The sequence below is a fragment of the Microvirga sp. P5_D2 genome (genome assembly GCF_054049475.1).
The window spans coordinates 1-21,672 of record NZ_JBFUMH010000089.1; the positions used below are offsets into that span (position 1 = coordinate 1).

At 61.3% G+C, this 21,672-nt stretch carries 22 protein-coding genes and 1 tRNA gene; 18 read left to right on the top strand and 5 right to left on the bottom strand.

Annotated features, from left to right (window positions below):
- The coding region (locus ACXJKO_RS19670; protein ID WP_457092773.1) for an aminotransferase class III-fold pyridoxal phosphate-dependent enzyme at positions 1-489 on the top strand (489 nt) is incomplete at its 5' end.
- 71 nt (positions 490-560) lie between these two features.
- On the opposite strand, the gene hisD is transcribed toward ACXJKO_RS19670, so the two are convergent.
- Positions 561-1,856, bottom strand: a complete 1,296-nt coding sequence (gene hisD, locus ACXJKO_RS19675) for a histidinol dehydrogenase (protein ID WP_457092774.1) — start codon at positions 1,854-1,856, stop codon at positions 561-563.
- 197 nt (positions 1,857-2,053) lie between these two features.
- Between hisD and ACXJKO_RS19680 the strand changes: the two genes are divergently transcribed.
- The 5 genes from ACXJKO_RS19680 (at position 2,054) to ACXJKO_RS19700 (ending at position 7,068) form a co-directional block, all read left to right on the top strand.
- Positions 2,054-2,602: a cupin domain-containing protein gene (locus ACXJKO_RS19680; RefSeq protein WP_457092775.1), complete on the top strand. Its 549-nt coding sequence runs from the start codon at positions 2,054-2,056 to the stop codon at positions 2,600-2,602.
- A gap of 130 nt (positions 2,603-2,732) precedes the next feature.
- Complete coding sequence (locus ACXJKO_RS19685; protein ID WP_457092776.1) at positions 2,733-3,785, top strand: ABC transporter substrate-binding protein; 1,053 nt, start codon at positions 2,733-2,735, stop codon at positions 3,783-3,785.
- 232 nt (positions 3,786-4,017) lie between these two features.
- Positions 4,018-5,082: an ABC transporter ATP-binding protein gene (locus ACXJKO_RS19690; RefSeq protein ID WP_457092777.1), complete on the top strand. Its 1,065-nt coding sequence runs from the start codon at positions 4,018-4,020 to the stop codon at positions 5,080-5,082.
- The gene (locus ACXJKO_RS19695) at positions 5,079-6,266 is read left to right on the top strand and encodes an ABC transporter permease (protein WP_457092778.1); all 1,188 of its coding nucleotides are present in this window, start codon (positions 5,079-5,081) and stop codon (positions 6,264-6,266) included. Before ACXJKO_RS19690 ends, ACXJKO_RS19695 begins: the two co-directional genes overlap by 4 nt.
- Before the next feature lie 4 nt (positions 6,267-6,270).
- On the top strand, positions 6,271-7,068 hold the full coding sequence (locus tag ACXJKO_RS19700; RefSeq protein ID WP_457092779.1) for an ABC transporter permease: 798 nt from the start codon (positions 6,271-6,273) through the stop codon (positions 7,066-7,068).
- A 61-nt stretch (positions 7,069-7,129) separates the two neighbouring features.
- Here the strand turns inward: ACXJKO_RS19700 and gabT are convergent, their stop codons facing one another.
- Positions 7,130-8,422 (bottom strand): 4-aminobutyrate--2-oxoglutarate transaminase, encoded by a 1,293-nt coding sequence (gene gabT, locus ACXJKO_RS19705; protein WP_457092780.1) that lies wholly within the window; start codon positions 8,420-8,422, stop codon positions 7,130-7,132.
- Between the two features lie 105 nt (positions 8,423-8,527).
- Between gabT and ACXJKO_RS19710 the strand changes: the two genes are divergently transcribed.
- The 3 genes from ACXJKO_RS19710 (at position 8,528) to ACXJKO_RS19720 (ending at position 10,402) form a co-directional block, all read left to right on the top strand.
- Entirely contained in the window at positions 8,528-9,103 is a 576-nt protein-coding gene (locus tag ACXJKO_RS19710) for a cupin domain-containing protein (RefSeq protein WP_457092781.1), read from the top strand.
- 88 nt (positions 9,104-9,191) lie between these two features.
- Positions 9,192-9,428: a hypothetical protein gene (locus tag ACXJKO_RS19715; RefSeq protein ID WP_457092782.1), complete on the top strand. Its 237-nt coding sequence runs from the start codon at positions 9,192-9,194 to the stop codon at positions 9,426-9,428.
- 377 nt (positions 9,429-9,805) lie between these two features.
- Complete coding sequence (locus ACXJKO_RS19720) at positions 9,806-10,402, top strand: hypothetical protein (RefSeq protein ID WP_457092783.1); 597 nt, start codon at positions 9,806-9,808, stop codon at positions 10,400-10,402.
- 220 nt (positions 10,403-10,622) lie between these two features.
- On the opposite strand, the gene ACXJKO_RS19725 is transcribed toward ACXJKO_RS19720, so the two are convergent.
- Positions 10,623-10,712 (bottom strand) — tRNA-Ser (locus ACXJKO_RS19725).
- 513 nt (positions 10,713-11,225) lie between these two features.
- Between ACXJKO_RS19725 and ACXJKO_RS19730 the strand changes: the two genes are divergently transcribed.
- From ACXJKO_RS19730 to ACXJKO_RS19765, 8 genes are all read left to right on the top strand, one after another.
- Positions 11,226-12,254, top strand: a complete 1,029-nt coding sequence (locus ACXJKO_RS19730; protein ID WP_457092784.1) for a septal ring lytic transglycosylase RlpA family protein — start codon at positions 11,226-11,228, stop codon at positions 12,252-12,254.
- A 121-nt stretch (positions 12,255-12,375) separates the two neighbouring features.
- On the top strand, positions 12,376-13,587 hold the full coding sequence (locus ACXJKO_RS19735; protein ID WP_457092785.1) for a D-alanyl-D-alanine carboxypeptidase family protein: 1,212 nt from the start codon (positions 12,376-12,378) through the stop codon (positions 13,585-13,587).
- Positions 13,587-14,261, top strand: coding sequence for a dTMP kinase (gene tmk / locus ACXJKO_RS19740; protein WP_457092786.1), 675 nt, complete (start codon positions 13,587-13,589; stop codon positions 14,259-14,261). Before ACXJKO_RS19735 ends, tmk begins: the two co-directional genes overlap by 1 nt.
- Entirely contained in the window at positions 14,251-15,312 is a 1,062-nt protein-coding gene (locus tag ACXJKO_RS19745; RefSeq protein ID WP_457092787.1) for a DNA polymerase III subunit delta', read from the top strand. Before tmk ends, ACXJKO_RS19745 begins: the two co-directional genes overlap by 11 nt.
- Before the next feature lie 61 nt (positions 15,313-15,373).
- Positions 15,374-16,924, top strand: a complete 1,551-nt coding sequence (gene metG / locus ACXJKO_RS19750; protein WP_457092788.1) for a methionine--tRNA ligase — start codon at positions 15,374-15,376, stop codon at positions 16,922-16,924.
- Between the two features lie 47 nt (positions 16,925-16,971).
- Complete coding sequence (locus tag ACXJKO_RS19755) at positions 16,972-18,303, top strand: family 1 glycosylhydrolase (RefSeq protein WP_457092789.1); 1,332 nt, start codon at positions 16,972-16,974, stop codon at positions 18,301-18,303.
- Positions 18,304-18,369: 66 nt separating this feature from the next.
- Positions 18,370-19,179 (top strand): TatD family hydrolase, encoded by an 810-nt coding sequence (locus ACXJKO_RS19760; RefSeq protein WP_457092790.1) that lies wholly within the window; start codon positions 18,370-18,372, stop codon positions 19,177-19,179.
- Positions 19,176-19,970 (top strand): MBL fold metallo-hydrolase, encoded by a 795-nt coding sequence (locus ACXJKO_RS19765; RefSeq protein WP_457092791.1) that lies wholly within the window; start codon positions 19,176-19,178, stop codon positions 19,968-19,970. Before ACXJKO_RS19760 ends, ACXJKO_RS19765 begins: the two co-directional genes overlap by 4 nt.
- A 2-nt stretch (positions 19,971-19,972) precedes the next feature.
- Here the strand turns inward: ACXJKO_RS19765 and ACXJKO_RS19770 are convergent, their stop codons facing one another.
- Positions 19,973-20,674 carry a glycosyltransferase family 87 protein gene (locus tag ACXJKO_RS19770; protein ID WP_457092792.1) on the bottom strand — a complete coding sequence of 234 codons (702 nt, stop codon included), beginning with the start codon at positions 20,672-20,674 and terminating at the stop codon, positions 19,973-19,975.
- Between the two features lie 292 nt (positions 20,675-20,966).
- Positions 20,967-21,401, bottom strand: a complete 435-nt coding sequence (locus tag ACXJKO_RS19775; protein WP_457092793.1) for an OsmC family protein — start codon at positions 21,399-21,401, stop codon at positions 20,967-20,969.
- 103 nt (positions 21,402-21,504) lie between these two features.
- Between ACXJKO_RS19775 and ACXJKO_RS19780 the strand changes: the two genes are divergently transcribed.
- A partial coding sequence (locus ACXJKO_RS19780) for a MazG nucleotide pyrophosphohydrolase domain-containing protein (RefSeq protein ID WP_457092794.1) occupies positions 21,505-21,672 on the top strand: 168 nt, incomplete at its 3' end.

A 21,672-nucleotide genomic window follows, 5' to 3' on the forward strand; every position in this document is an offset into this window, starting at 1 on the left:
AAGCCCATGGGCAACGGTCATCCCGTAGCCGCCATGGTGGCGAAACCTGAGGTTCTCGCCGAGTTCGGGAAGCGCGTGCGCTATTTCAACACCTTCGGCGGCAACCCCGTCTCCTCGGCCGTCGGCATCGCCGTGCTGGAGGTTATCGAACAGGAGGGATTGGTGGAGAATGCCCGCAGTGTGGGCACCTATCTCCGGCAGGGCCTGCAGGACTTGGCGAACCGCTACCCGATCATCGGCGATGTGCGCGGGGCCGGATTGTTCGTCGGCGTGGAGTTGGTGCGGGACCGTGCCACAAAAGAACCTGCCCCGCAGGAGACGGCGGCCTTGGTGAACGGCCTGCGCGAGCGGCGGGTGCTCATCAGCGCGACAGGACGTGCAGCGAATGGCCTGAAGATCCGCCCGCCGCTGGTCTTCTCAAAGGCGAACGCCGACCACTTCCTCGCCGCCATGGAGGAAACACTAGCTGGCATTGGCACCCGGGTTTAGTCGCCAGATAAACAATCAGTGACCGGCGCTGCCGCCGGTCACTGATTGTTTAGTGTCCGCCTGTTGTGAGGTTAGACCGGTCCATTCTTCAGGAGCTGCTCACGGCTCAGGCGGAACGCGGCCGCGCGGCGATGCCCTTCGAGGCCTTCGCTCTCGCTCTGGCGGCAGGCAGGCGGTGCAACGGCCGCGACGCCGCGCTCGTCCAGCCATTGGTGGGTGCAAACCTTCACGTAGGAGCCGACCCAGAGGCCGCCTGTGTAGCGGCCGGCGCCCATGGTCGGCAGCGTGTGATTGGTGCCGCAGCATTTGTCCGAATAAACCACACTGGAGAGCGGCCCGATGAACAGCGAGCCGTAGTTGCGTAGTTTTTTGGCAGTCACATGCGGATCGCGCGTGTGCACCTGCAGGTGCTCGGCTGCGATAAAGTCCGAATAGGCGATCATCGCCTCCTCGTCTGCGCAGACGGCGATCTCGCCATAGTCGCGCCAGGCGGGGCCGGCAACATTCGCGGTGGAAAGGTTCTGAAGCTGGCGCTCGACTTCCGCGAGAGTGGCCTCGGCCAGTTCCCGGCTCGTGGTGATGAGGCCCACGCGGGTGCGGATGTCGTGCTCGGCTTGCGCCAGAAGGTCCACTGCGATCATTTCCGGATCGCCTGTTTCGTCGGCCACCACGAAGATTTCGCTTGGGCCGGCGAGCTGGTCGATGCCAACTGGGCCGAACACCTGGCGCTTCGCCTCGTTTACAAAGGCGTTGCCGGGGCCGACGATCTTGTCAACGGCCGGCACCGTCTCCGTGCCATAGGCCATCGCGGCAATCGCCTGCGCACCGCCGATGCGGAAGATCCAGTCGGCGCCAGAGAGATGGCAGYCGGCGATCATAGCCGGATGGGCTGTTGGTGGAAGGCAGGCGATGACTTCCTCGCAGCCAGCAACCTTCGCGGGCACGATCGTCATGATCGGAGCGGACAGGAGGGGATAACGCCCGCCAGGCACGTAGGCGCCGACGGTTTTGATCGGAATTACGCGGTGCCCCAAGTTGAGGCCGGGCAGGGCTTCGATCTCGAGGGGCAAGATGGTGCCGAGCTGAGCCTGTGCGAAGGCGCGGACGCGCTCGATGGCGAACTCCGTGTCCTGCCGGGTCTGCGGATCGAGGTTGCGCACGGCCTCGGCGCGCTCCTCGTCGGTGACTTCGAAGGCGGCCACATCCACCTTGTCGAACGCGTTGCCGTATTCCCGCACAGCCGCGTCCCCGCGCGTCCGCACGGCGCCAATGATGTCACGAACGGTGGCTTCGATCTCGCGATTGTCCGTGTCGGCGTCGCGCTTCGGGGCTTTGAGATGTGTGATCTTCTCGGTCAGTGGCGACATCGATCGTAACATTGTTTGGTCCTCTTGGTCGGGCTCAACTCTCGATGATGTCGTGGAGCTTCTCAATTAGCCCCGACCCTCTTGTTCAGTATTCTAACCATGCCTAAGATGATGAAAATTATGAGCAGCTTGTGACCACGCCGAACTCTCATCGAGTTTGGACGGGGGCGAGGCCCTCAAATTGGGACGAGGTAGGTATGCCGAAGATCGGGACCCGGCTCAGAGAGCTTCGCCGCCGGCGGAACCTCGGAGTCCGTGAGGTGGCATTGAGATCCGGCATCTCACATTCGTCGATCTCGCTTATCGAGCGGGACCGCATGAGCCCGTCCGTCGACACGCTCAGCGCCATTCTGGATGCTCTTGGCACCACCCTGACAGGCTTCTTCTCGGACCTGAACTCCGCCGTGCGTCACTCGCCATTCTACGAGGCTGATGAATGGGTCGAGATCGGCAAGGCGCAGACGATCTCCTACCGCATGCTGGGCATGAACCATCCCAACCGGCAGATCCTGATGCTGCACGAGACCTATGCGGTCGGAGCCGATACGGGCGAGCCATTCTCCCATTCGGCGCAAGAAGCTGGAACAGTGCTGCGCGGTGCCGTCGAGGTCACGGTGGGCGACGAGTGCCGCGTGCTCAATGCGGGGGACGGCTATTATTTCGATAGCCGTGTGCCCCATCGATTCCGCAATGTGGCGAACGAGCCGAGCGCGATTCTCAGCGCCGTTACGCCGCCAACCTATTGAACTTAAAGCTGACGGAGGTCAGCCGGATGAGTGTTTAGTATTTTCACCGCTACGGCGCCAGGCTGCTTCCACCTTCGCCCGGGGATGTGCTTGCCTGCCGGAGGAACCAATAACAGAGAGGGATCCAAACATGACACTCGGTAAGAAGCTGACACTCATCGGTTGCCTCACGGCTCTCGCCGCCGGTGCTGCCGTCACTGCGGCTCAGGCCCGCGACCTCACCGTCGTATCCTGGGGCGGCAACTACCAGGACGCGCAGAAGAAGATCTATTTCGAACCCTTCTCCAAAAAGATCGGCAAGCCGGTGCTCGACGAGAGCTGGGACGGCGGCATCGGCGTGATCGCCGCCAAGATCAAGGCCGGCGTGCCGAACTGGGACGTGGTGCAGGTCGAGGCCGAGGAACTCGCGCTTGGCTGCGCGGACGGCTATTACGAGAAGCTCGATTGGAGCAAGATCGGTGGCAAGGAAGCCTACCTCCCGGCTGCCGTCAACGATTGCGGCGTGGGCGCCATCGTATGGTCGACCGCCCTCAGCTACGACGCGAACCGCCTGAAGGAAGCCCCGCAATCCTGGGCCGATTTCTGGGACACCAAGAAATTCCCCGGCAAGCGCGGCTTTCGCCGCGGGCCGAAATACGCGCTCGAGTTCGCCCTGATGGCGGACGGCGTGCCTCCCGCAGATGTGTATGAGGTACTGCGCAAGCCGGAGGGCATCGATCGCGCTTTCAAGAAACTTGACGAGCTGAAGCCCAACATCGTGTGGTGGGAATCGGGCGCTCAACCGCTGCAGCTCCTAGCCTCTGGAGAGGTCGTCATGACCACGGCCTATAACGGTCGCATCTCGGGCATCAACAAGACCGAAGGCAAGAACTTCAAGGTCGTCTGGCCGGGCAGCCTCTACGCCATCGACAGCTGGGTGATCATGAAGGGCAGCCCGAACAAGGATGCCGCCATGGACTTCATTGCCTTCGCCAACGTGCCCGAGAATCAGGTGAAGCTGCCGGAGTACATCGCCTACGGACTTCCGAACAAAGCGGCAGCCGCTGCTGTTCCGGCGAACCTGCAGAAGGACCTGCCCACTGCGCCCGAAAACCTGGCCGGTGCAGCGCCCCTCGATGCCGAGTTCTGGATCGACAACATCGAGGAACTCAACAAGCGCTTCAACGCGTGGCTCRCGAAGTAACGGTGAGATCATCCGCGCAGGCAGGAGCAGCGAGATGCAGGTTTCAGAACCTCGATGGAGCGCTCTGTTCCTGACGCGGGCGGTTCGCCTTTAAATCGAGGCGCGGACGAAAGCCCGCGCCTCTTTTTTGAGAATACGGCTGCCGTCTTCGTGACCAAGCTTAGGCTCATGGGATGCAGCACCTGCCGCGACTCCGTCCGCGGCCACGACAAAGCGATCCAGGGCACAGGAAATGCGACCTTTCATTCAGTTCGAGTCCGTCTCAAAAGCCTTCGGCAGTCTCACTGTCGTGAATGCGCTCGATCTCGCCATCGAGAAGGGCGAGTTCGTCAGCCTTCTGGGCCCATCCGGTTCCGGCAAGACGACGATTCTGATGATGCTGGCGGGATTCGAGCGGCCGACGAAGGGTGCAATCTATCTCGACGGCAAGCGCATCGATCACCTTCCGCCCTATCGCCGGCAGATGGGCGTCGTGTTCCAGAACTACGCCCTGTTTCCGCACATGAGTGTAGCGGAGAACGTTGCCTTCCCGCTCGAGATGCAACGGGTGCCGCGTGCCGAAATCACCCAGCGGGTCGAGCGCGCGCTCGACATGGTGCAGCTCAGGCACCTAAAGGACCGGAGGCCCTCGCAGCTCTCAGGCGGCCAGCAGCAGCGCATCGCCCTGACGCGTGCGCTCGTGTTCGAGCCGAGCGTGATCCTCATGGACGAGCCGCTCGGGGCGCTCGACAAGCAGCTGCGCGAGCACATGCAGCTCGAGATCCGCGAGCTGCACAAGCGTTTGGGTCTCACCATCGTCTTCGTGACCCACGATCAGTCCGAGGCGCTCACGATGTCCGACCGCATCGCGGTGTTCAACGCCGGGCGTGTCGAGCAGATCGACAGACCCCACGTGATCTACGACACGCCGCGCACGCGCTTCGTAGCGGAGTTCATCGGCGAGACGAACCTGATCGAGGCCAAGGTCGCGAGTGTCGAAAACCATCTCGCCCGCCTCTCCCTCGGCGACGGACTCAGCGTGCGCGCGCATGCGGCCAATGGCGTTTCCGCCGGGCAGGCGGCTTCCTTCTCCCTCCGTCCCGAACGGATCCGTCTCGGGAACGCGCCTGAAGGGAGCAACGCGCTCGAGATGACCATCGTCGATTGCATCTACCACGGCGATCACATGCGGGTTCAACTCACGCGGGACGGTTTCAGCCTAGTGGCGCGGTGCGAGCGGCTGGCGGGCAACTGGACCGTCGGCACCCCTACCGTCGCTTCCTTCGATCCCAGCGACTGCACGGTGCTCGCCCAATGAAAGCGCTCCCTCTTCGCGAGCGCTTCGGCGCGTTGCTGCTGGTTGCGCCGGTCCTTGTCTTTCTGGCCGTTTTCTTTCTGTGGCCTCTCTGGTCTATGATCACCGCCGCCTTCGTCGACGACGCCGTCAGCAAGATCCTGCCGCGAACAGCAACCAGCATCGTTTCCTGGGACGGGCAGGGCATTCCTTCGGAAGCGTCCCGCAGCGCCCTCGTGCAGGATCTCAAGGCCGCCACGGACGAGCAGGCGTTGGGCGAGGCCGTGCGACGGCTCAACAGCGCTGCCTCAGGCTTCCGCACTCTTCTCGGGCGAACGATCACCACGATCAAAGACGCGCCCGATCCCGCGCAGGTAGACCTTCTCGCTGTGGATCCGCGCTGGAAGGACACGCGTTTCTGGGTGGCGCTCAAGGAGGCGATGCCGCCCTATACCGATCGCAATATCCTAGCGGCGGTCGACATGAAGCGCGATGGATCGGGCAGCATCGTGGTCGAGGCTGCGGATGCCTCTGCGCACCGCCTCATCATGCTCCGCACCTTGCTGGTCGCAGCCATGGTGACAGTCGCCTGCGCGGCGATCGGCCTTCCCTACGCGATGCTTGCGGCTTCACTGACCGGGTGGAAGCGGTCGGTTCTCCTGCTCGCGGTGGTCCTGCCGCTCTGGACATCGCTGCTCGTGCGCACGGCCGCCTGGTTCATCCTTCTGCAGAACGAGGGCCTCATCAACCGCGCGCTGCAGGCCGTCGGGCTCATCGATTCACCGCTGCCGTTGATCTTCAATCGGCTCGGCGTGGTGATCGCTATGACCCACGTGCTCTTGCCCTTCATGGTGCTGCCGATCTACAGCGTGATCCTGGGTGTCCCGCGCAACCTCATGCCGGCTGCGCAATCGATGGGGGCGGGGCCGCTTCGGGCGTTCTGGCGTGTGCTGCTGCCCTTGAGCCTGCCGGGTCTTCTCTCGGGCTCGCTCCTCGTCTTCATGGTGGCCATCGGCTACTACATCACGCCGGCGCTGCTCGGCGGAGCGAACGATCAGATGATCAGTTCCGTCATCGCGTTCTACGCGACCGGCACCGCCAACTGGGGGCTGGCCGGCGCTCTCGGCCTGATCCTGCTGGCGGTCACCACCGTGCTCTACACCATCTACGGACGCTTCTMGACGTCCCCGCAAGTGCCAGGAGCTTGAGGCCATGTTTCGAGCGCTTCAGATCATCTTCGGGGTTTCTATCGTCATTTTCCTCCTGATGCCGATCTTCGCCATCCTGCCGCTGGCGTTCACGTCGAGCGTGTTTCTCAACTACCCCATCCCGGCCTACTCCATGCGCTGGATCAACGAGCTCACCACGGCCGAGGTGTGGCGAACGTCGATCCTCAACAGCCTCATCATCGGCAGCGGCGCGACGCTGCTTGCGACCGTGCTCGGCACGCTAGCCTCCCTCGGGATGCGCAGGGGGAGGCTGCCGATGGCGGGCCTGCTGCGCACCGTGTTCCTGCTCCCGATGGTCGTGCCCGCTGTCGTCCTCGGCGTCGGAATGCAGATCTTTCTCGTCCGGCTCGGGCTTGCGAGCACCTATCTCGGGGTCATCATCGCACATTCGGTTTTATGCATTCCCTTCGTGATCGTCAGTGTCTCGGCAGCCTTGCAGGGAATCGACCCATCCATCGAACGCGCGGCGAGCAGCCTGGGAGCTTCGCCCGTCACGGTGTTCCGGCGCGTGACCCTGCCACTGGCCATTCCGGGTGTGGTGTCCGGCGCGATCTTCGCCTTCGCAACCTCCCTCGACGAGGTGGTGCTGACCCTGTTCGTCGCGGGCCCGAACCAGAGAACGCTGGCGCGGCAGATGTTCTCGAGCATTCGCGAGAATATCAGCCCGACGGTTGCCGCGGCCGCGCTTCTCCTGATCGTCGGCACGCTTTGCTTAGGGGGACTTGGCGCGCTGCTGCGCTGGCGGCAGGGCCGCAAGACCGCAGCCGCAATAGCGGCTTGAGATGGCGGTCCAAAAAGAAACCGCGCCTGCCGGGTGGGGCGGGCGCGGCTGATGCATCGCGTTACTGACGCTTGCCGGCCACTTCGGTGAGGGCCGCCTCGAAGATGTCGAGGCCCTCGTCCACCTGCTCCATGGGGATTGTGAGTGGGGCGAGGATACGTACGATATTCGCATCGACGCCGCAGGACAGAAGGATGAGCCCCCGTTCCTGCGCATCGGCGATGAGCGCGGAGACGATCTGGGCGTCGGGCTGCCGGCTGTCGCGATCCTTCACGAATTCGACCGCCACCATGGCCCCGAGATTGCGAACATCGCTGATGCACGAGAACGAGTTGCGGCGCGCCAGCTCGTCGAAGCGGTTGCGCATGCGCGTGCCGATCTCGCTGGCGCGGGCGCAAAGATCCTCGCTTTCGATCACGTCGAGCACCGCATGGGCGGCCGCGAGGCCGATCGGGCTGCCGGCATAGGTGCCGCCGAGGCCGCCGGGATCGGCCGCATCCATGATCTCCGCGCGTCCGGTGACGGCCGAGAGCGGGAAGCCGCCGCCGAGGCCCTTCGCCATCGTGATCAGGTCGGGCACCACGTCGGCATGTTGGATGGCGAACATCCGGCCCGTGCGGGCGATGCCGGTCTGGATCTCGTCGGCGATCAGAAGGATGCCATGCTCGTTGCAGATGGCGCGGAGTTCCTGGAGGAAATCGAACGGCGCGATGTTGAAGCCGCCTTCGCCCTGCACCGGCTCGACGATGATGGCGGCGACGCGCGAAGGCTCCACGTCATTCAGGAAGATCTGGCGCAGGCCCTCCAGGGCCGCGGCCGTGTCGATGCCCGAGGACTTCTTCGGGAACGGCGCATGAAAAACTTCGGCCGGCAAGGGGCCGAAGCCCTTCTTGTAGGGCGAGACCTTGCCGGTGAGGGCCATGGTCATCATGGTGCGGCCGTGGAAGCCGCCGCCGAATGCGATGACGGCGGAGCGGCCGGTGAACCGGCGCGCAACCTTCACGGCGTTCTCCACCGCCTCGGCACCTGTGGTGACAAACATCGTCTTCTTGGCGAAGTCGCCCGGAGTGGCCGCGTTCAGGCGTTCGGCCAAGCGAATGTAGGTTTCATAGGGCGCTACGTTGAAGCACGTATGGGTGAACGCTTCCGTCTGCTGGGCCACCGCCGCCATGACGGCCGGGTGGCGGTGGCCGGTGTTGAGCACCGCGATGCCGGCCGCGAAATCGATGTAACGCTTGCCGTCGACATCCCACAGCTCCGCGTTCTGCGCGCGGGCGGCATAAAGCGTCTTGGTCGCAATGCCTCTGGGAACGGCGGCCTTGTGACGGTCGGCAAGAGCCATTGTTGCGCTCATCGCGAATCTCCGATTATTCATGCGCTGGCGGGGCACCTATGCTACCACCCTTGCTCAAAATATTGAGCAGGGCAAGAGGGACCCGTCGGAGACCCGGGTGAGACGATGGACTTTGACGTTGGCGCAAGACTGAAGGAGATCCGACTGGGAGCTGGGCTCTCTCAGAGGGAACTAGCCGAGCGTTCCGGAGTGACGCATGGCCTCATTTCCATGATCGAGCAGAACAAGAGCAGCCCGTCCATCGCCTCTCTGCGCAAGATCCTGGGTGGGGTCTCCATGACGATGGCAGGGTTCTTCCACGAGGAGACGAGATCATGCCACAAGGTTTTTTTTGGCGCCAATGAGCTGGTCGACCTGACATCTCGCCTCTCCAGCCACACGGGACAGGACCACAGCCGGCTGAGCTTCCGCCAAGTGGGCAATGCGCAGGCCCACGACCTGCAGATCCTCCATGAGCGCTATGAACCTGGGGCTGATACTGGCACGACCATGCTCGAGCATAACTCGCGCGAAGGCGGCATCGTCATCGAGGGGGAACTCGAGGTCACAGTGGGCGACCAAGTTCAGGTCCTCCGCTCGGGCGACGCCTACCTCTTCGATAGCCGAATTCCACATCGGTTCCGCAATCCTGGGACCAGTGATTGCATCGTGGTGAGCGCCTGCACCCCTCCCTACCTGTGATGGGGCGAGGCCGTCCGAGGCGTCTAGAATTTTTACCAGAGTCCAACGGTGTTGCCTCAGCCTGGATTTCATGGGTGTGCGTCCGTGAGTGCTCCTTGTCGAGGATGATCCGCTGGTGGTGATCGGGACCGTTGCCTTGCTGGAAGATCCAAGCCACACGGTGGAGGCCTCTTCGGCCGAGGCGTCCCTGAGCGTTCTGCGACACGACATCCCCATAGATCTGCCCGCGACAGACTATGCAACGTCAGGCATGACAGGGTTGGAGTTGGAGGAACGGATCCGGGCGGAGTGGCCTATGATGCTGATCCTGCTGGCCAGCAGTTAGGCAGAGTTGCTGGAGTTGACCGGGCTTGGCAGCCCGCGATTGGCCAAGCCCTTCCGTCGCGATGAACTGGAACATGCGACTACGCCCATGCTGCTGCGCGGCTGCAAGCATTCGCTCCTGCCTTCCTCGGAGCTGCATCGACTGCTTTAGCTTCTATCGCGCTAAGGTCAGCTCCTGGCACGAGGCGGACCTTCATTGAGTCTGCTCGACTTCCTGGTTTGATCCAGATCGAGCATTACTCACATATTGAACCTTGATCGTGAGAACGGCCGCTGATCAGGCGTGGCGGTGAAGCACAAGAGGCGCTACCACTTCGCCGTTGCTGTGTAAGATCGACGGTGAGTATGGCAGCTGGGACCAGCCTTGAGGAACTAACTATGGAAGATGAGGACGAGGTATCCAAGGAGCTTCGCGCCTACGTTGACCAGCCTCGTCTCTTCCAGGGAACCCGATCAACGAAGAGACTCTATCGGGACCGTGACGAATTGGATGACGCAGAGCGAACACTGATGGCTGCCGGGATCCGGTTCACGGGCCTGAGGCACCGAGGTGATGAGGACCCTCCCGACTGCGAAGCCATGATTGAAGGAGTTCGCTGCGGAATCGAGGTCACGGAGCTAGCCCACGAGCCGGCATTGCGGGCTTCGATAAAGGCCGTCAAAGCTAAGGAAGGGTTTGTCCGCTATCACGAATGGACCCGTAAGGAGTTTCTCACGGGACTCAGGGAAAGGATTGCGGAGAAGGATAGTCCTACAGATCTGAAAGACGGGCCCTATGAACGGTATTGCCTTGTGATCTGGACGGGCGAAATGCACCTGACCCAGGAGATGATCGGGGCTTATCTGGAAGGCATGACCTTTCCGTGCTCCCTCATCACAGACGCATTCATCTCACTCGATTACCATCCAGGGTCAAACAATCCATATCCAGTCATAACAATGAATGTTGTTGGGAAATGGCGGTCGGTCGGCTGAGTGTTGGCTGTCATGGCATACTGGTGCGACCGGCCGAAGGAATCTCGACCAACGAACGTCAACCTTAGTCACTGGTAAGGCGTGAGTGTCTGGACGATTCGATCCGAAACTGCGCTGATTGGTGGACTGTAGCCATGCACCTCTGTTAGGGCCTTTGTTGGGGCCAGCTCTACAGATCTCTGAAATAACCTAATTCCATCAATACAATAGCCGATAGCAATGGCGGAGAGGGTGGGATTCGAACCCACGGTGGGCTTGCACCCACGGCGGTTTTCAAGACCGCTGCCTTAAACCACTCGGCCACCTCTCCAAAGATCGCCCAAACGTGCCGATGGCTTACGGTTCTCTAAGGCCGTAGGGTCGCTCCCGTCAACTTATACCCATCACTCTGCGCAACGAGAACCGTTGCTCATGGCCGGATGCACCTGCCATTAACCAAGCCTCAGTCTTCTGAGCTATTAAGGCCCGTATTTTGGTCGAATCTTGAGTGGTGAGTGCCAAAATTTGCCAAGTCGTTGACGAAAAAGGGACATTATAGATTATGCGCCGAATGCGCAGATCAGATAGCTGCGGTTCATTTTCCTATGTCAGCGTTTGCGGCATCGCTCGGACGCGGAAGCGGCATTTAGCAAGCCCAGCTAAACGTTTGACATTAAACCCATAATCCACACATTTGAAACAATGTTAATAAAAACGCCCCTTTATCATTGACAAGCGGGGCCGTTTAACTTTCCTTTAAGGCGATAAAAGCACCTTGGCTGGCTATCTAGGGCAGTTTTGAGCCGCCACGCCTTAAGTGCTCAAAAAGGGGATGCGTAACAATATGCACGGGAATCGCGCTGAAGCGGTAAAGGGCCTGATGGGAAAGATCGCATCTTTCGATCAGGGTGCCTTCGTCCGCATTGCAGGTGTTACGGTTATCGCCCTGACCGTCGCGAATTGCTCCTCGAATGTCCGGGGTGGCGTCGATCCGAAGTATGGCGTCAAGGCCAGCCCGCGCGTTGTCGCTGAAGGACAGCCTGTTCCCAAGGGCGGCGGCCGCGACATGGTCGGCAAGCCTTACACAGTCGCCGGCCGCACTTATGTCCCCTCCGAGTCGTCACGTCCGGCTGAAGGCCTGGCATCCTGGTACGGCTCGAACTTCCACGGCCGCATGACGGCCAACGGCGAGATTTTCGATCGCGATTCGATTGCGGCTGCGCACACGACGATGCCGCTTCCGAGCTATGCGCGCGTCACCAATATGCAGAACGGTCACTCTATGATCGTCCGCGTGAATGACCGCGGCCCCTTCCATGGCAACCGCGTTATCGACGTGTCCGAGAAGGCGGCCGCCGCGCTCGGCTTCCATCGCCAGGGCACTGCCCGCGTTCGCGTAGAATATGTCGGTCGCGCCTCGACCAATGGCAGCGACGACCGGATTCTTCTGGCCAGCCTGCGCACGGACGGCCAGCCCGCCAGCCTGACGAATGGCGGGGCTCCGACCATGATCGCCCAGGCGACGCCGCGCCCCGCCGCGCCGCGTCAGGCCATCGGCATCAACGCCTTCGAGCCTGACGATGAGGTCGAGACGGCTCCCGTCGCTCCTCAGCGCATGGCGTCGAATGGTGGGCCTGCAATGATCCCTACCAGCAGCTATGTGCCGCTGCCGCCCGAGCGCCCGTTCGATCTCGGAACCATTCCTGGCGCGATCCCGCCTGCGTTCAAGGTCAGCTCCGCATCGCCCGGCATGACGCCGCCGGCACGTCCGGTCATGGCCGGCTTGTACTATGCATYGCCGGAAAACGGGCAGGGCGGTTTCCAGAAGACCAGCGCCTTCAAGCCCATGGATCAATCCAAGTTCATCCGCTGAACGGCGGAGGACGACTGACCTCCTGTGATCTCGCGCACAGCTTGTCGTAACGTCACGTTGAATTGTTATTGACGCGCTACAGATTCAGGCTCTCCTAAGGGAAGATCCTGGATACCTTACGATGCGTCACATAATGCCGACCCGACCTTTCACCGCAGCCCTGCTTTTCTGCGGAATTCTCGCGTTACTCCCAGTCCTTTCGAAGAGGGCATCGGCCCAGAGCTTCCAGACATCCGCCCCGACGGCGGTGCTCATGGATGCGGACAGTCACGCCATCCTTTTCGAAAAGAATGCCGATGAGCTGACTGCGCCGGCCAGCATGGCGAAAACCATGACGGCGGAAGTCATCTTCAACGAGATGAAGAACGGCCGGCTGAACATGGACAGCATGTTCAACATCTCCGAGAACGCCTGGCGCAAAGGTGGCGGGGGCTCGGGCGGATCGTCCATGTTTGCCCAAGTCAACACGTCCATCCGCCTGGAAGACCTCCTGAGAGGGCTAATCGTCCAGTCCGGCAACGATGCGGCGATTGCGATTGCCGAGGGCGTTGCGGGGACGGAAGAGAATTTTTCCAAGCTCATGAACGAGCGGGCCCGGCAGATCGGGATGACCAAGTCCACCTTCCGCAACGCGACCGGCTATGGCCATCCTGAGCAGAAGGCGACGGTTCGCGATCTCGCGAAGCTCGCCCTCTACATCATCGAGACCTATCCGGACCTCTACAAGATGTTCGGCGAGCGGGAGTTCACCTGGAACAAGATTCGCCAGCAGAACCGCAATCCCTTACTGGCCATGGATATCGGCGCGGACGGCCTCAAGACCGGCAATATTGACGAGGCCGGTTATGGCCTGATCGGTTCAGCCGTGCAGAACGGCCAGCGCCTGATCGTGGTGGTCAACGGCATGAAGACCGCCAGGGATCGGGCGAACGAGGCCCGCAAGCTTCTGGATTGGGGTTTCCGGGCGTTCGAGTCGCAGCAGCTCTTCGCGGAAGGCCAGGTAGTTGGTGAAGCCCAGGTCTTCGGCGGCAGCAAGCGCTCTCTGCCGCTTGTCTCCAAGAAGCCTATTCGTGTACTGGTGCCTCGTGGGGATGGCGAGAGGGTGACTGCTCGCATCATCTACACCGGCCCGTTGAAGGCCCCGATCCAAAAAGGGGCCGAGGTAGCGCGGCTTCAGGTCAACCGTGGTGATATGCAGGCGCTCGAAATGCCGCTCTATGCCAATGAGGACATCCAGGAAGGCACGCTGAGCCAGCGTGCCCTCGATGGCCTGCTGGAATTCAGCACGGGCTGGGTGCGTCGCGCCTTTACGAGCGTCATCGAAGGAATTTGATGGCGGGACGGTTCATTACGTTCGAAGGCGGGGAGGGCGCGGGCAAGTCTACCCAGATCGGCAGGCTTAAAGGTCGGTTGGAGCAGCTCTCGCAGCGCGTTCTGGTCACACGTGAGCCCGGCGGCTCGCCCTATGCGGAGGAGATCCGCGCCTTCATTCTCGGCGGGCATGCCAAGAGCCTCGGCACGTTCGCGGAAGCCCTGCTGTTCGCCGCAGCCCGCATCGACCACCTGGATAAGACCATCGTTCCGGCCCTCAAAGCGGGCACCCATGTGCTGTGCGATCGGTTCGCCGATTCCACGCGCGCCTATCAGGGCTCAGCCGGGAATATCGATCCGGCCCTGATCGACCGGCTGGAGCGCGTGACCCTGGCGGGCACTAAGCCCGACCTCACCTTCATCCTCGATCTTCCCGCCGAGACCGGCCTTGCCCGCGCGAGCAAACGAGCCGCGCAGAAAGGCGAGGGGGCGGATCGGTTCGAGGACGAGGCCCTCTCGTTCCATCAGAACCTGCGTCAGGCGTTCCTCGCCATTGCCCGCGCGCATCCGCAGCGCTGCGCGGTCATCAATGCCGACCAATCGGCGGACGAGGTCGAGGCCGCCATCTGGGCGACGCTGCGCGAGCGGCTGCCGGAACTGACCCGGAATGAGGAAAGGCCTCTCGATGTCGCGTGACGATGAGGCCATCGAGCCGGATCAGCTCGAGGGCGCCCCGCATCCTCGGGATCAGTTTGCCTTCTTCGGCCATCAGGAAGGCGAGGCGGCTTTTCTGGAAGGCCTGCGCTCGGGCCGACTTCATCACGCCTGGCTGATAGGCGGTCCCCAGGGGATCGGCAAGGCGACGCTTGCCTACCGGGTAGCCCGCGCGGTGCTTGACCCTCGGCGGGCGAACGATCTCTCGCTTGCAAGCCTGGATGTCCCACCGGATGCACCCTCAGCGCGTCAACTCTCGGCGCTTTCCCATCCCAACTTCGCGATTCTCCGGCGTGCGCCGGCCACAGACAAAAAGGCCGCTACGACGACCATTCCTGTCGAAGCCGTTCGCAAGGCGCTCAACATGTTTGGCTCGACGGCGGCCGATGGCGGCTACCGCGTCTGTATCGTGGATAGTGCCGAGGATCTGACGATCTCCAGCGCCAACGCGCTGCTCAAGGTGATCGAGGAGCCGCCGCCGCGCTCCTTGTTCCTGATCGTCAGTCACGCTCCGCAGCGGGTGCTGCCGACGATCCGCTCCCGGTGCCGTCGGCTGCTGCTGCGCCCCCTGACCGGTTCCGAGATCAAGGCGAGCATCAGTTCGCTTGGCGAGCCCTGGGCGGATATGCCCGAGCATCTGCTCGATCAGGCGCTCGCTTATGGCGAAGGCTCAGTCCGGCGGACGCTGGAGCTTCTGGATGAGGACAAAGTTTCCTTCATCGGCCAGGTGACGAAGCTTCTGGACGGTCTCCCCAGAGCGGACACGAAGCAGATCTATGCCTTGGCCGAAGCCCTTGCCAAGCGCGATGCGGACGACAGCTACGACCTTGCGCTGGAGACCGTCGAGCGCTGGGTTTCCAGTCGTCTGCACGAGCGGGCGAGCCTGGGGCCGGCACGCCTTGCGCCTTTGGTGGAGGTATGTGAGAAGATCAGCCGTTCGGCGCGCGAGATCGACGTGTTCAACCTCGACCGCCGGCCCTTCATCCTCACGCTGTTCGACGATCTGGCCGACGCGGTTCGGCGGACGGCCTGACCTCACGGCACGAATGAGCCGGATGAAGCGTTCCGAGAATTCAAGCGGTTAGGGATTCGACATGGCCGACAAGCAGAAATTCTATATCACCACGGCTATCTCGTATCCGAACGGGGCTCCCCATATCGGCCATGCCTACGAGGTCGTCGCGTCGGACGCGATTGCGCGCTTCAAGCGCATCGACGGCTACGACGTGTTCTTCATGACGGGCACGGACGAGCACGGCCTCAAGATCCAGCAGACGGCGGACAAGAACAGCACGACGCCCAAGGCCTTCGTGGACGAGATGGCGACCAAGTTCCGCGCCATGGCCGACCGCCTGGATTGCTCCTACGACCGGTTCATCCGCACGACGGATGCGGACCATCTGCCCTCGACTCAGGACCTCTGGCGGCGGATGCAGGAGAAGGGCGACATCTACCTCTCCAAGTATTCCGGCTGGTACTCGGTGCGGGACGAGGCCTATTACGACGAGAGCGAATTGACCAAGCAGCCAGATGGCTCCTGGCGCGCGCCCACCGGTACGCCCGTCGAATGGATCGAGGAGGAAAGCTACTTCTTCCGTCTCTCGGCCTATCAGGACCGCCTGCTCGCGCATTATGCGGCGAACCCGGATTTCATCAGCCCGGAAACCCGGCGCAACGAGATCACGAGCTTCGTACGCTCGGGCCTGCAGGATCTCTCGATCAGCCGCACCACCTTCAACTGGGGCCTGCCGGTGCCGGGCGATCCGAAGCACGTCATGTATGTGTGGATCGACGCGCTCAACAACTACCTGACGGGTTGCGGTTTTCCGAATGACAATGACCCGCGCTGGCATTACTGGCCCGCCGACGTTCACATCATCGGCAAGGACATCGTGCGCTTTCACACGGTCTACTGGCCAGCCTTCCTCATGTCGGCGGAACTGCCGCTGCCTAAGCGGGTGTTCGGCCACGGCTTCCTTCTTAACAAGGGTGAGAAGATGTCGAAGTCGGTCGGCAACGTGGTCGATCCCTTCGACCTCGCGGACATCTACGGCGTTGATCAGATCCGCTATTTCTTCATGCGTGAAGTGCCTTTCGGGCAGGACGGAAACTACTCGCACGAGGCCATCGTCAACCGCATCAATGCGGATYTGGCGAACGATCTCGGCAACCTCGCGCAGCGCTCCCTGTCGATGATCGGCAAGAACTGCGACGGGGCGGTCCCGCAGCCCGCCGAGTTCACGCAGGCCGATCAGGATATGCTCTGGCTGGCCGATGGGCTGCCCGGGAAGACGAGAGCGGCCATGAAGGATTTCGCCGTGCACACCACACTGGCCGAGATCTGGGCTGTCGTGGCCGAGGCGAACCGCTATTTCGCCTCGCAGGAGCCCTGGGTGCTGCGCAAGAGCGATCCTGCCCGCATGAACACCGTGCTTTATGTGACGGCCGAGGTTCTCCGTTCCGTGGGTATCCTGGCTCAGCCTTTCGTGCCCACGGCTGCCGCCAAGCTTCTCGATCTTCTGGCCGTTGCTCCCGAAGATCGTGTTCTTGCCGCGGTCGGCCCGGAGAAGCGCCTCGTGCCCGGCACGGCCCTTCCGCAACCTGCGCCGATTTTCCCGCGTTATATCGAGGCGGAGGCTGTCTGACGCTTCCGCTTTGATCGGTCCAGCAGGGGCCACGGCGGAAGCGGGATATGTTCACGAGTTTCATGTTTGCGACCGGGATCGAGAACAGCATCCCGACCATCAACAATGGCCGCACGCGCATCGACCAGATGGAGAAGTGCGGCCACTACAAGCACTGGAAGCTGGATTTCGACCTTCTGGATGATCTCGATATCCAGGTTCTCAGATACGGCCCGCCGCTTCATACCGCCTTCCTCGGCCCCGAGCGCTACGATTGGTCCTTCGCCGACATGACCTTCGGCGAGATCGAGCGGCGCAATATCATTCCCATCGTGGATCTGTGCCATTTCGGCGTTCCGGATTGGCTCGGCAATTTCCAAAATCCGGATTTCCCTGATCTTTTCGCGACTTATGCCGAAGCCTTCGCGCAACGCTTTCCTTGGGTTCAGCTTTATACTCCCATCAACGAGATGTTTATCTGCGCCCAGTTTTCGGCCGGCTACGGCTGGTGGAATGAGCAACTGAGCAGCGACCAAGCCTTCGTCACGGCACTCAAGCACATTGTAAAAGCCAATGTCCTGGCCATGGAGCGCATTCTCAAGGTCCGACCGGATGCTCTGTTCATCCAAAGTGAGTCGTCGGAATATTTCCACGCGGAGAACCCGGCTGCCATCAAGCCGGCCGAGATCATGAATGCCAGGCGTTTCCTGTCCCTGGACCTGAATTACGGGCGCCGGGTCGACTCGGAAATGTACGAGTTCCTCATGGATAGCGGGATGACGAGGGACGAATACCATTTCTTCCTAAGCCGATCCTCGCTTAGGCACCACTGCATCATGGGAAACGACTACTATGTGACCAATGAGCACCGTGTGCGTGCTGATGGCCTCACGACGGCAGCGGGCGATGTGTTCGGCTACGACGAGATCACCCGGCAGTACTATGACCGCTACAAGCTTCCGGTCATGCATACCGAGACAAACCTGATGGAAGGTCCGAACGGCGACGAGGCTGTGAACTGGATCTGGAAGCAATGGGCGAATGTTCTTCGAGTCCGCAATAACGGGGTGCCGATCGTGGGCTTCACCTGGTACTCGCTGACCGACCAGATGGATTGGGATACGGCCCTTCGGGAGGAAAACAATCGGGTCACACCCGTCGGTCTCTATGACCTCGACCGCAATATCCGCCCGGTTGGACGCTGCTACAGGACGCTTATCAAGGATTGGTGCCACGTTCTTCCAGCGCAGAGCGTCTGCCTGTCGGTTCCGGTGGTTCGGCCGCATGAATCGAGTGAGGCGCATGTGGTCCGCAGCCAGGAGAAGCTACGCAAGATGCGTCATCAGGAAGCGAAAGAGGATAAGGAGCCCGTACCCACCGCGCAAGGCGTGCGTCGGTAGACGAAAGGCGAGATCCGAATTAAGCATCAGGAGCAACAGCCGCCGCAGAGGAGGGCGCTTTCACCGATGCTGGTCGATAGCCACTGCCACCTGGACTTTCCCGATTTCCAGAGCCGTCTCCTGGAGGTTCTCGCCTCCGCTGCGCGCGCCGATGTCGGCCGCATGGTGACGATCTCGACCCATGTGGCGCGCTATGATGTGTACCGGGCCCTGGCCGAGGCCAACGAGGCGGTTTTCTTCACGGTCGGCACCCATCCGCATAACGCCGCCATTGAGCCGGATGTGCCCGCCCGGCAATTGATCGAGCTGTCGCAGCACCCGCGCTGCATCGCCATCGGCGAGGCCGGCCTTGACTACCATTACGACAAGAGCCCCCGGGACATTCAGGAGCGGGTTTTCCGCACCCATATCACCGCAGCACGCGAGACCGGATTGCCGTTGGTAATCCACGCCCGCAACGCCGATGAGGACATGATCTCGATCCTCTCGGAGGAAATGAGCAAAGGGCGGTTCAGTGCCGTTCTGCATTGCTTCTCATCCGGCGCGGAGCTGGCGAGGGTTGGTATCGAACTCGGCCTCTATGTGTCGTTCTCGGGCATCCTGACTTTCAAGAACTCAGAAGAGATCCGTAAGATCGCCGCCGATGTGCCGCATGACCGTCTGCTCGTGGAGACGGACGCGCCTTATCTCGCGCCCATGCCGCACCGTGGAAAGACCAATGAACCGGCTTATGTGGCACATACTGCCCATGTGCTTGCCGAAGTCATTGGGGTAAGCAACGCGGAAATCGCTGAAATCACGACCGCCAACTTCTATCGCCTTTTTTCGAAAGCGGCTTCGGCCGATGCCGTACAGGCGAAGGCGATTGCTTCATGAGCCTTCGTTTCACGATCCTCGGATGCGGGTCCTCCGCGGGCGTTCCGCGCGTTGGGGTAGGGTGGGGCGCATGCGATCCGCTGAACCCGAAGAACAGGCGCAGGCGCTGCTCCATTCTCGTGGAGAGAACCTCCGAGAGCAAAACCACAAGTGTGCTGGTCGATACCACGCCGGACTTGCGGGACCAGTTGCTCGGCGCGAACGTGAAACGCCTCGACGCGGTTCTCTTTACCCATGAGCACGCGGATCACATCCACGGCATCGACGATCTTCGCCCGCTCGCACTCGTCATGCATCACCGCATCCCGGTTTACGCGGATYGCGTGACGAGCGAGCTGCTGCAGATGCGGTTCGGCTACTGCTTCCAGACGCCTGCCGGAAGCAGCTATCCACCTATCCTGACCATGCATCACCTCGAAATCGGCGCGCCGACCGTGATCTCGGGTCCTGGCGGGTCCGTCGATGCCGTGCCGCTCCGCATGGTTCATGGGGATATCGACGCCCTGGGCTTCCGCTTCGGCAATGTCGCCTATGCGCCCGATGTCAGCACCGTACCGGCGGAAAGCCTGCGCCATTTCGAGGATCTCGAAGTCCTCATTCTCGATGCCTTGCGCTATACGCCGCATCCGACGCATTTTTCCTTATCCGAAGCCCTTGCCTTCATTGAGCAGGTGAAGCCGAGGCGCGCTATCCTGACGAACCTGCATACGGATCTCGACTACGAGAAGCTGAAACGCGAGCTGCCTCCGCATATCGAGCCGGCCTTCGACGGTCTCCAGATCGAAGTTTAGGATTAAGCCGGCTTAGGCCCGAAGATCCAAGTGGCTATCGCGGACGTGATGATGATGGTCGCCGCCGCAACACCGACGGTCGCCCAACGCCTAGAGACAATCGTGTAGATTGCGCAAGCCGCCGCCAGATGAGGCATGATGATCATCAAGCCAAGAGGAATGCCTGCGAGGGAACTATGCCGTTTTAGCCCCAAGCTGGCCAATCCGATCAGCATTCCGGTCAGGAAACCGTTCTGACCGCACGCAATCGTTATGGTTAACGCGGGAAAGGTTGTGAAAAGCACCAGGGGCAAATACTCGCCGGCAAGCCGCTTGAGGACGGCCAGATAGCCGATCAGCGTCGCGGCCGTGAACAGGCCATAGGCCAGCCAACGCGGCATCAGGGCCAGCGGGGCGATGAGCAGGTTGAATTGCGGCGGATAGGTCCAGGGCATGACGGAATCGCTGCCGGTCACCGTCCGTTGAGCATTAACGAGGGTCTCGAAGCGATAAGCCAAGTGAAGCTCGCCACGCCAGATCATCTGGCCCACGAGATGGAACATGTCGAAATCAACTAAGGGGCGTGCGCCATCGCCTTGGGTCGAACCGGTGAACCAGACGATTTTGGCGAGTAGAAGAGCCGCAAGGGTCAGAAGGATAACCCGGGTGTACCGCGAACCCTTGGGCGTCGAGGAGCGGGCGGCTTCAAGAATGGTGACGATCATGCTCGCTGGGTCGTAAGTTCGAATGCTGGCGTGGACGTGAGGGCGACTAAATCATGCCAGAATACCGTAGAGTTCAATTCAGTCGCATAGCCTAGACAGGTCGGGATAAACTCTTCGGCGTGTCAAAAGCCGATGATCCAAAGGTGGAATCGACGCAAAGCTCGGAAGCAGGTAGTCCTACCCATAAAGTTTAGTTCCATAATATATCTTATGCGAATTTGATATAGAGGAGAACGACGGCTCATAATACCGTCTCCCCTTATGATCGCGCCCTTCCCGAATGGTTCGTGGATCAATCCGCCAAGACCTCCGATGCTTCGACGGCGGTCCAACTATGGGTGATCTTCGCGACGGCTCCGAGCATGATTGAGGCCGAGCAATACTTTTCCTTCGAGAGCTCGATGGCGCGCTCGACCTTGGCCGGTGCCAACTTGTGGCCTGTGACCCGATAATCGACATGGATGGCCGTGAAGACCTTCGGGTCCGTCTCGGCGCGCTCCGCCGTCACCTCGACCTCGCAGTCCAAAACCTGCTCACGGCCTTTCCGGAGGATCTGAACCACGTCGAAGGCCGTGCAGCCGCCTAAGCCAAGTAGAAGCATTTCCATGGGTCGGATGCCGAGATTGCGGCCGCCATATTCAGGAGCGCCGTCCATGACAACGGCATGCCCGCTGCCGGATTCGCCCACGAACATCATCCCGTCCACCAGTTTGACCCGCGCTTTCATTCTTTTCAGCCTCCAAATCCCTGATGTCTTTTGAGCATCTTTTGCTCTGATTCCTACCTAAATTGAGCTAAGAAGCGCCATTGAAAACAACGAAATGCCGCAAATGAAGCCTTCCTCTGATATCGCGCGACTCATCGAGATCATGGCGGCACTACGGACGCCCACGACGGGTTGCCCGTGGGATCTGGAGCAGGATTTCGCGTCGATTGCGCCGTACACCCTCGAGGAAGCCTATGAGGTCGTGGATGCCATCGAGCGCGGTGATCTGGCT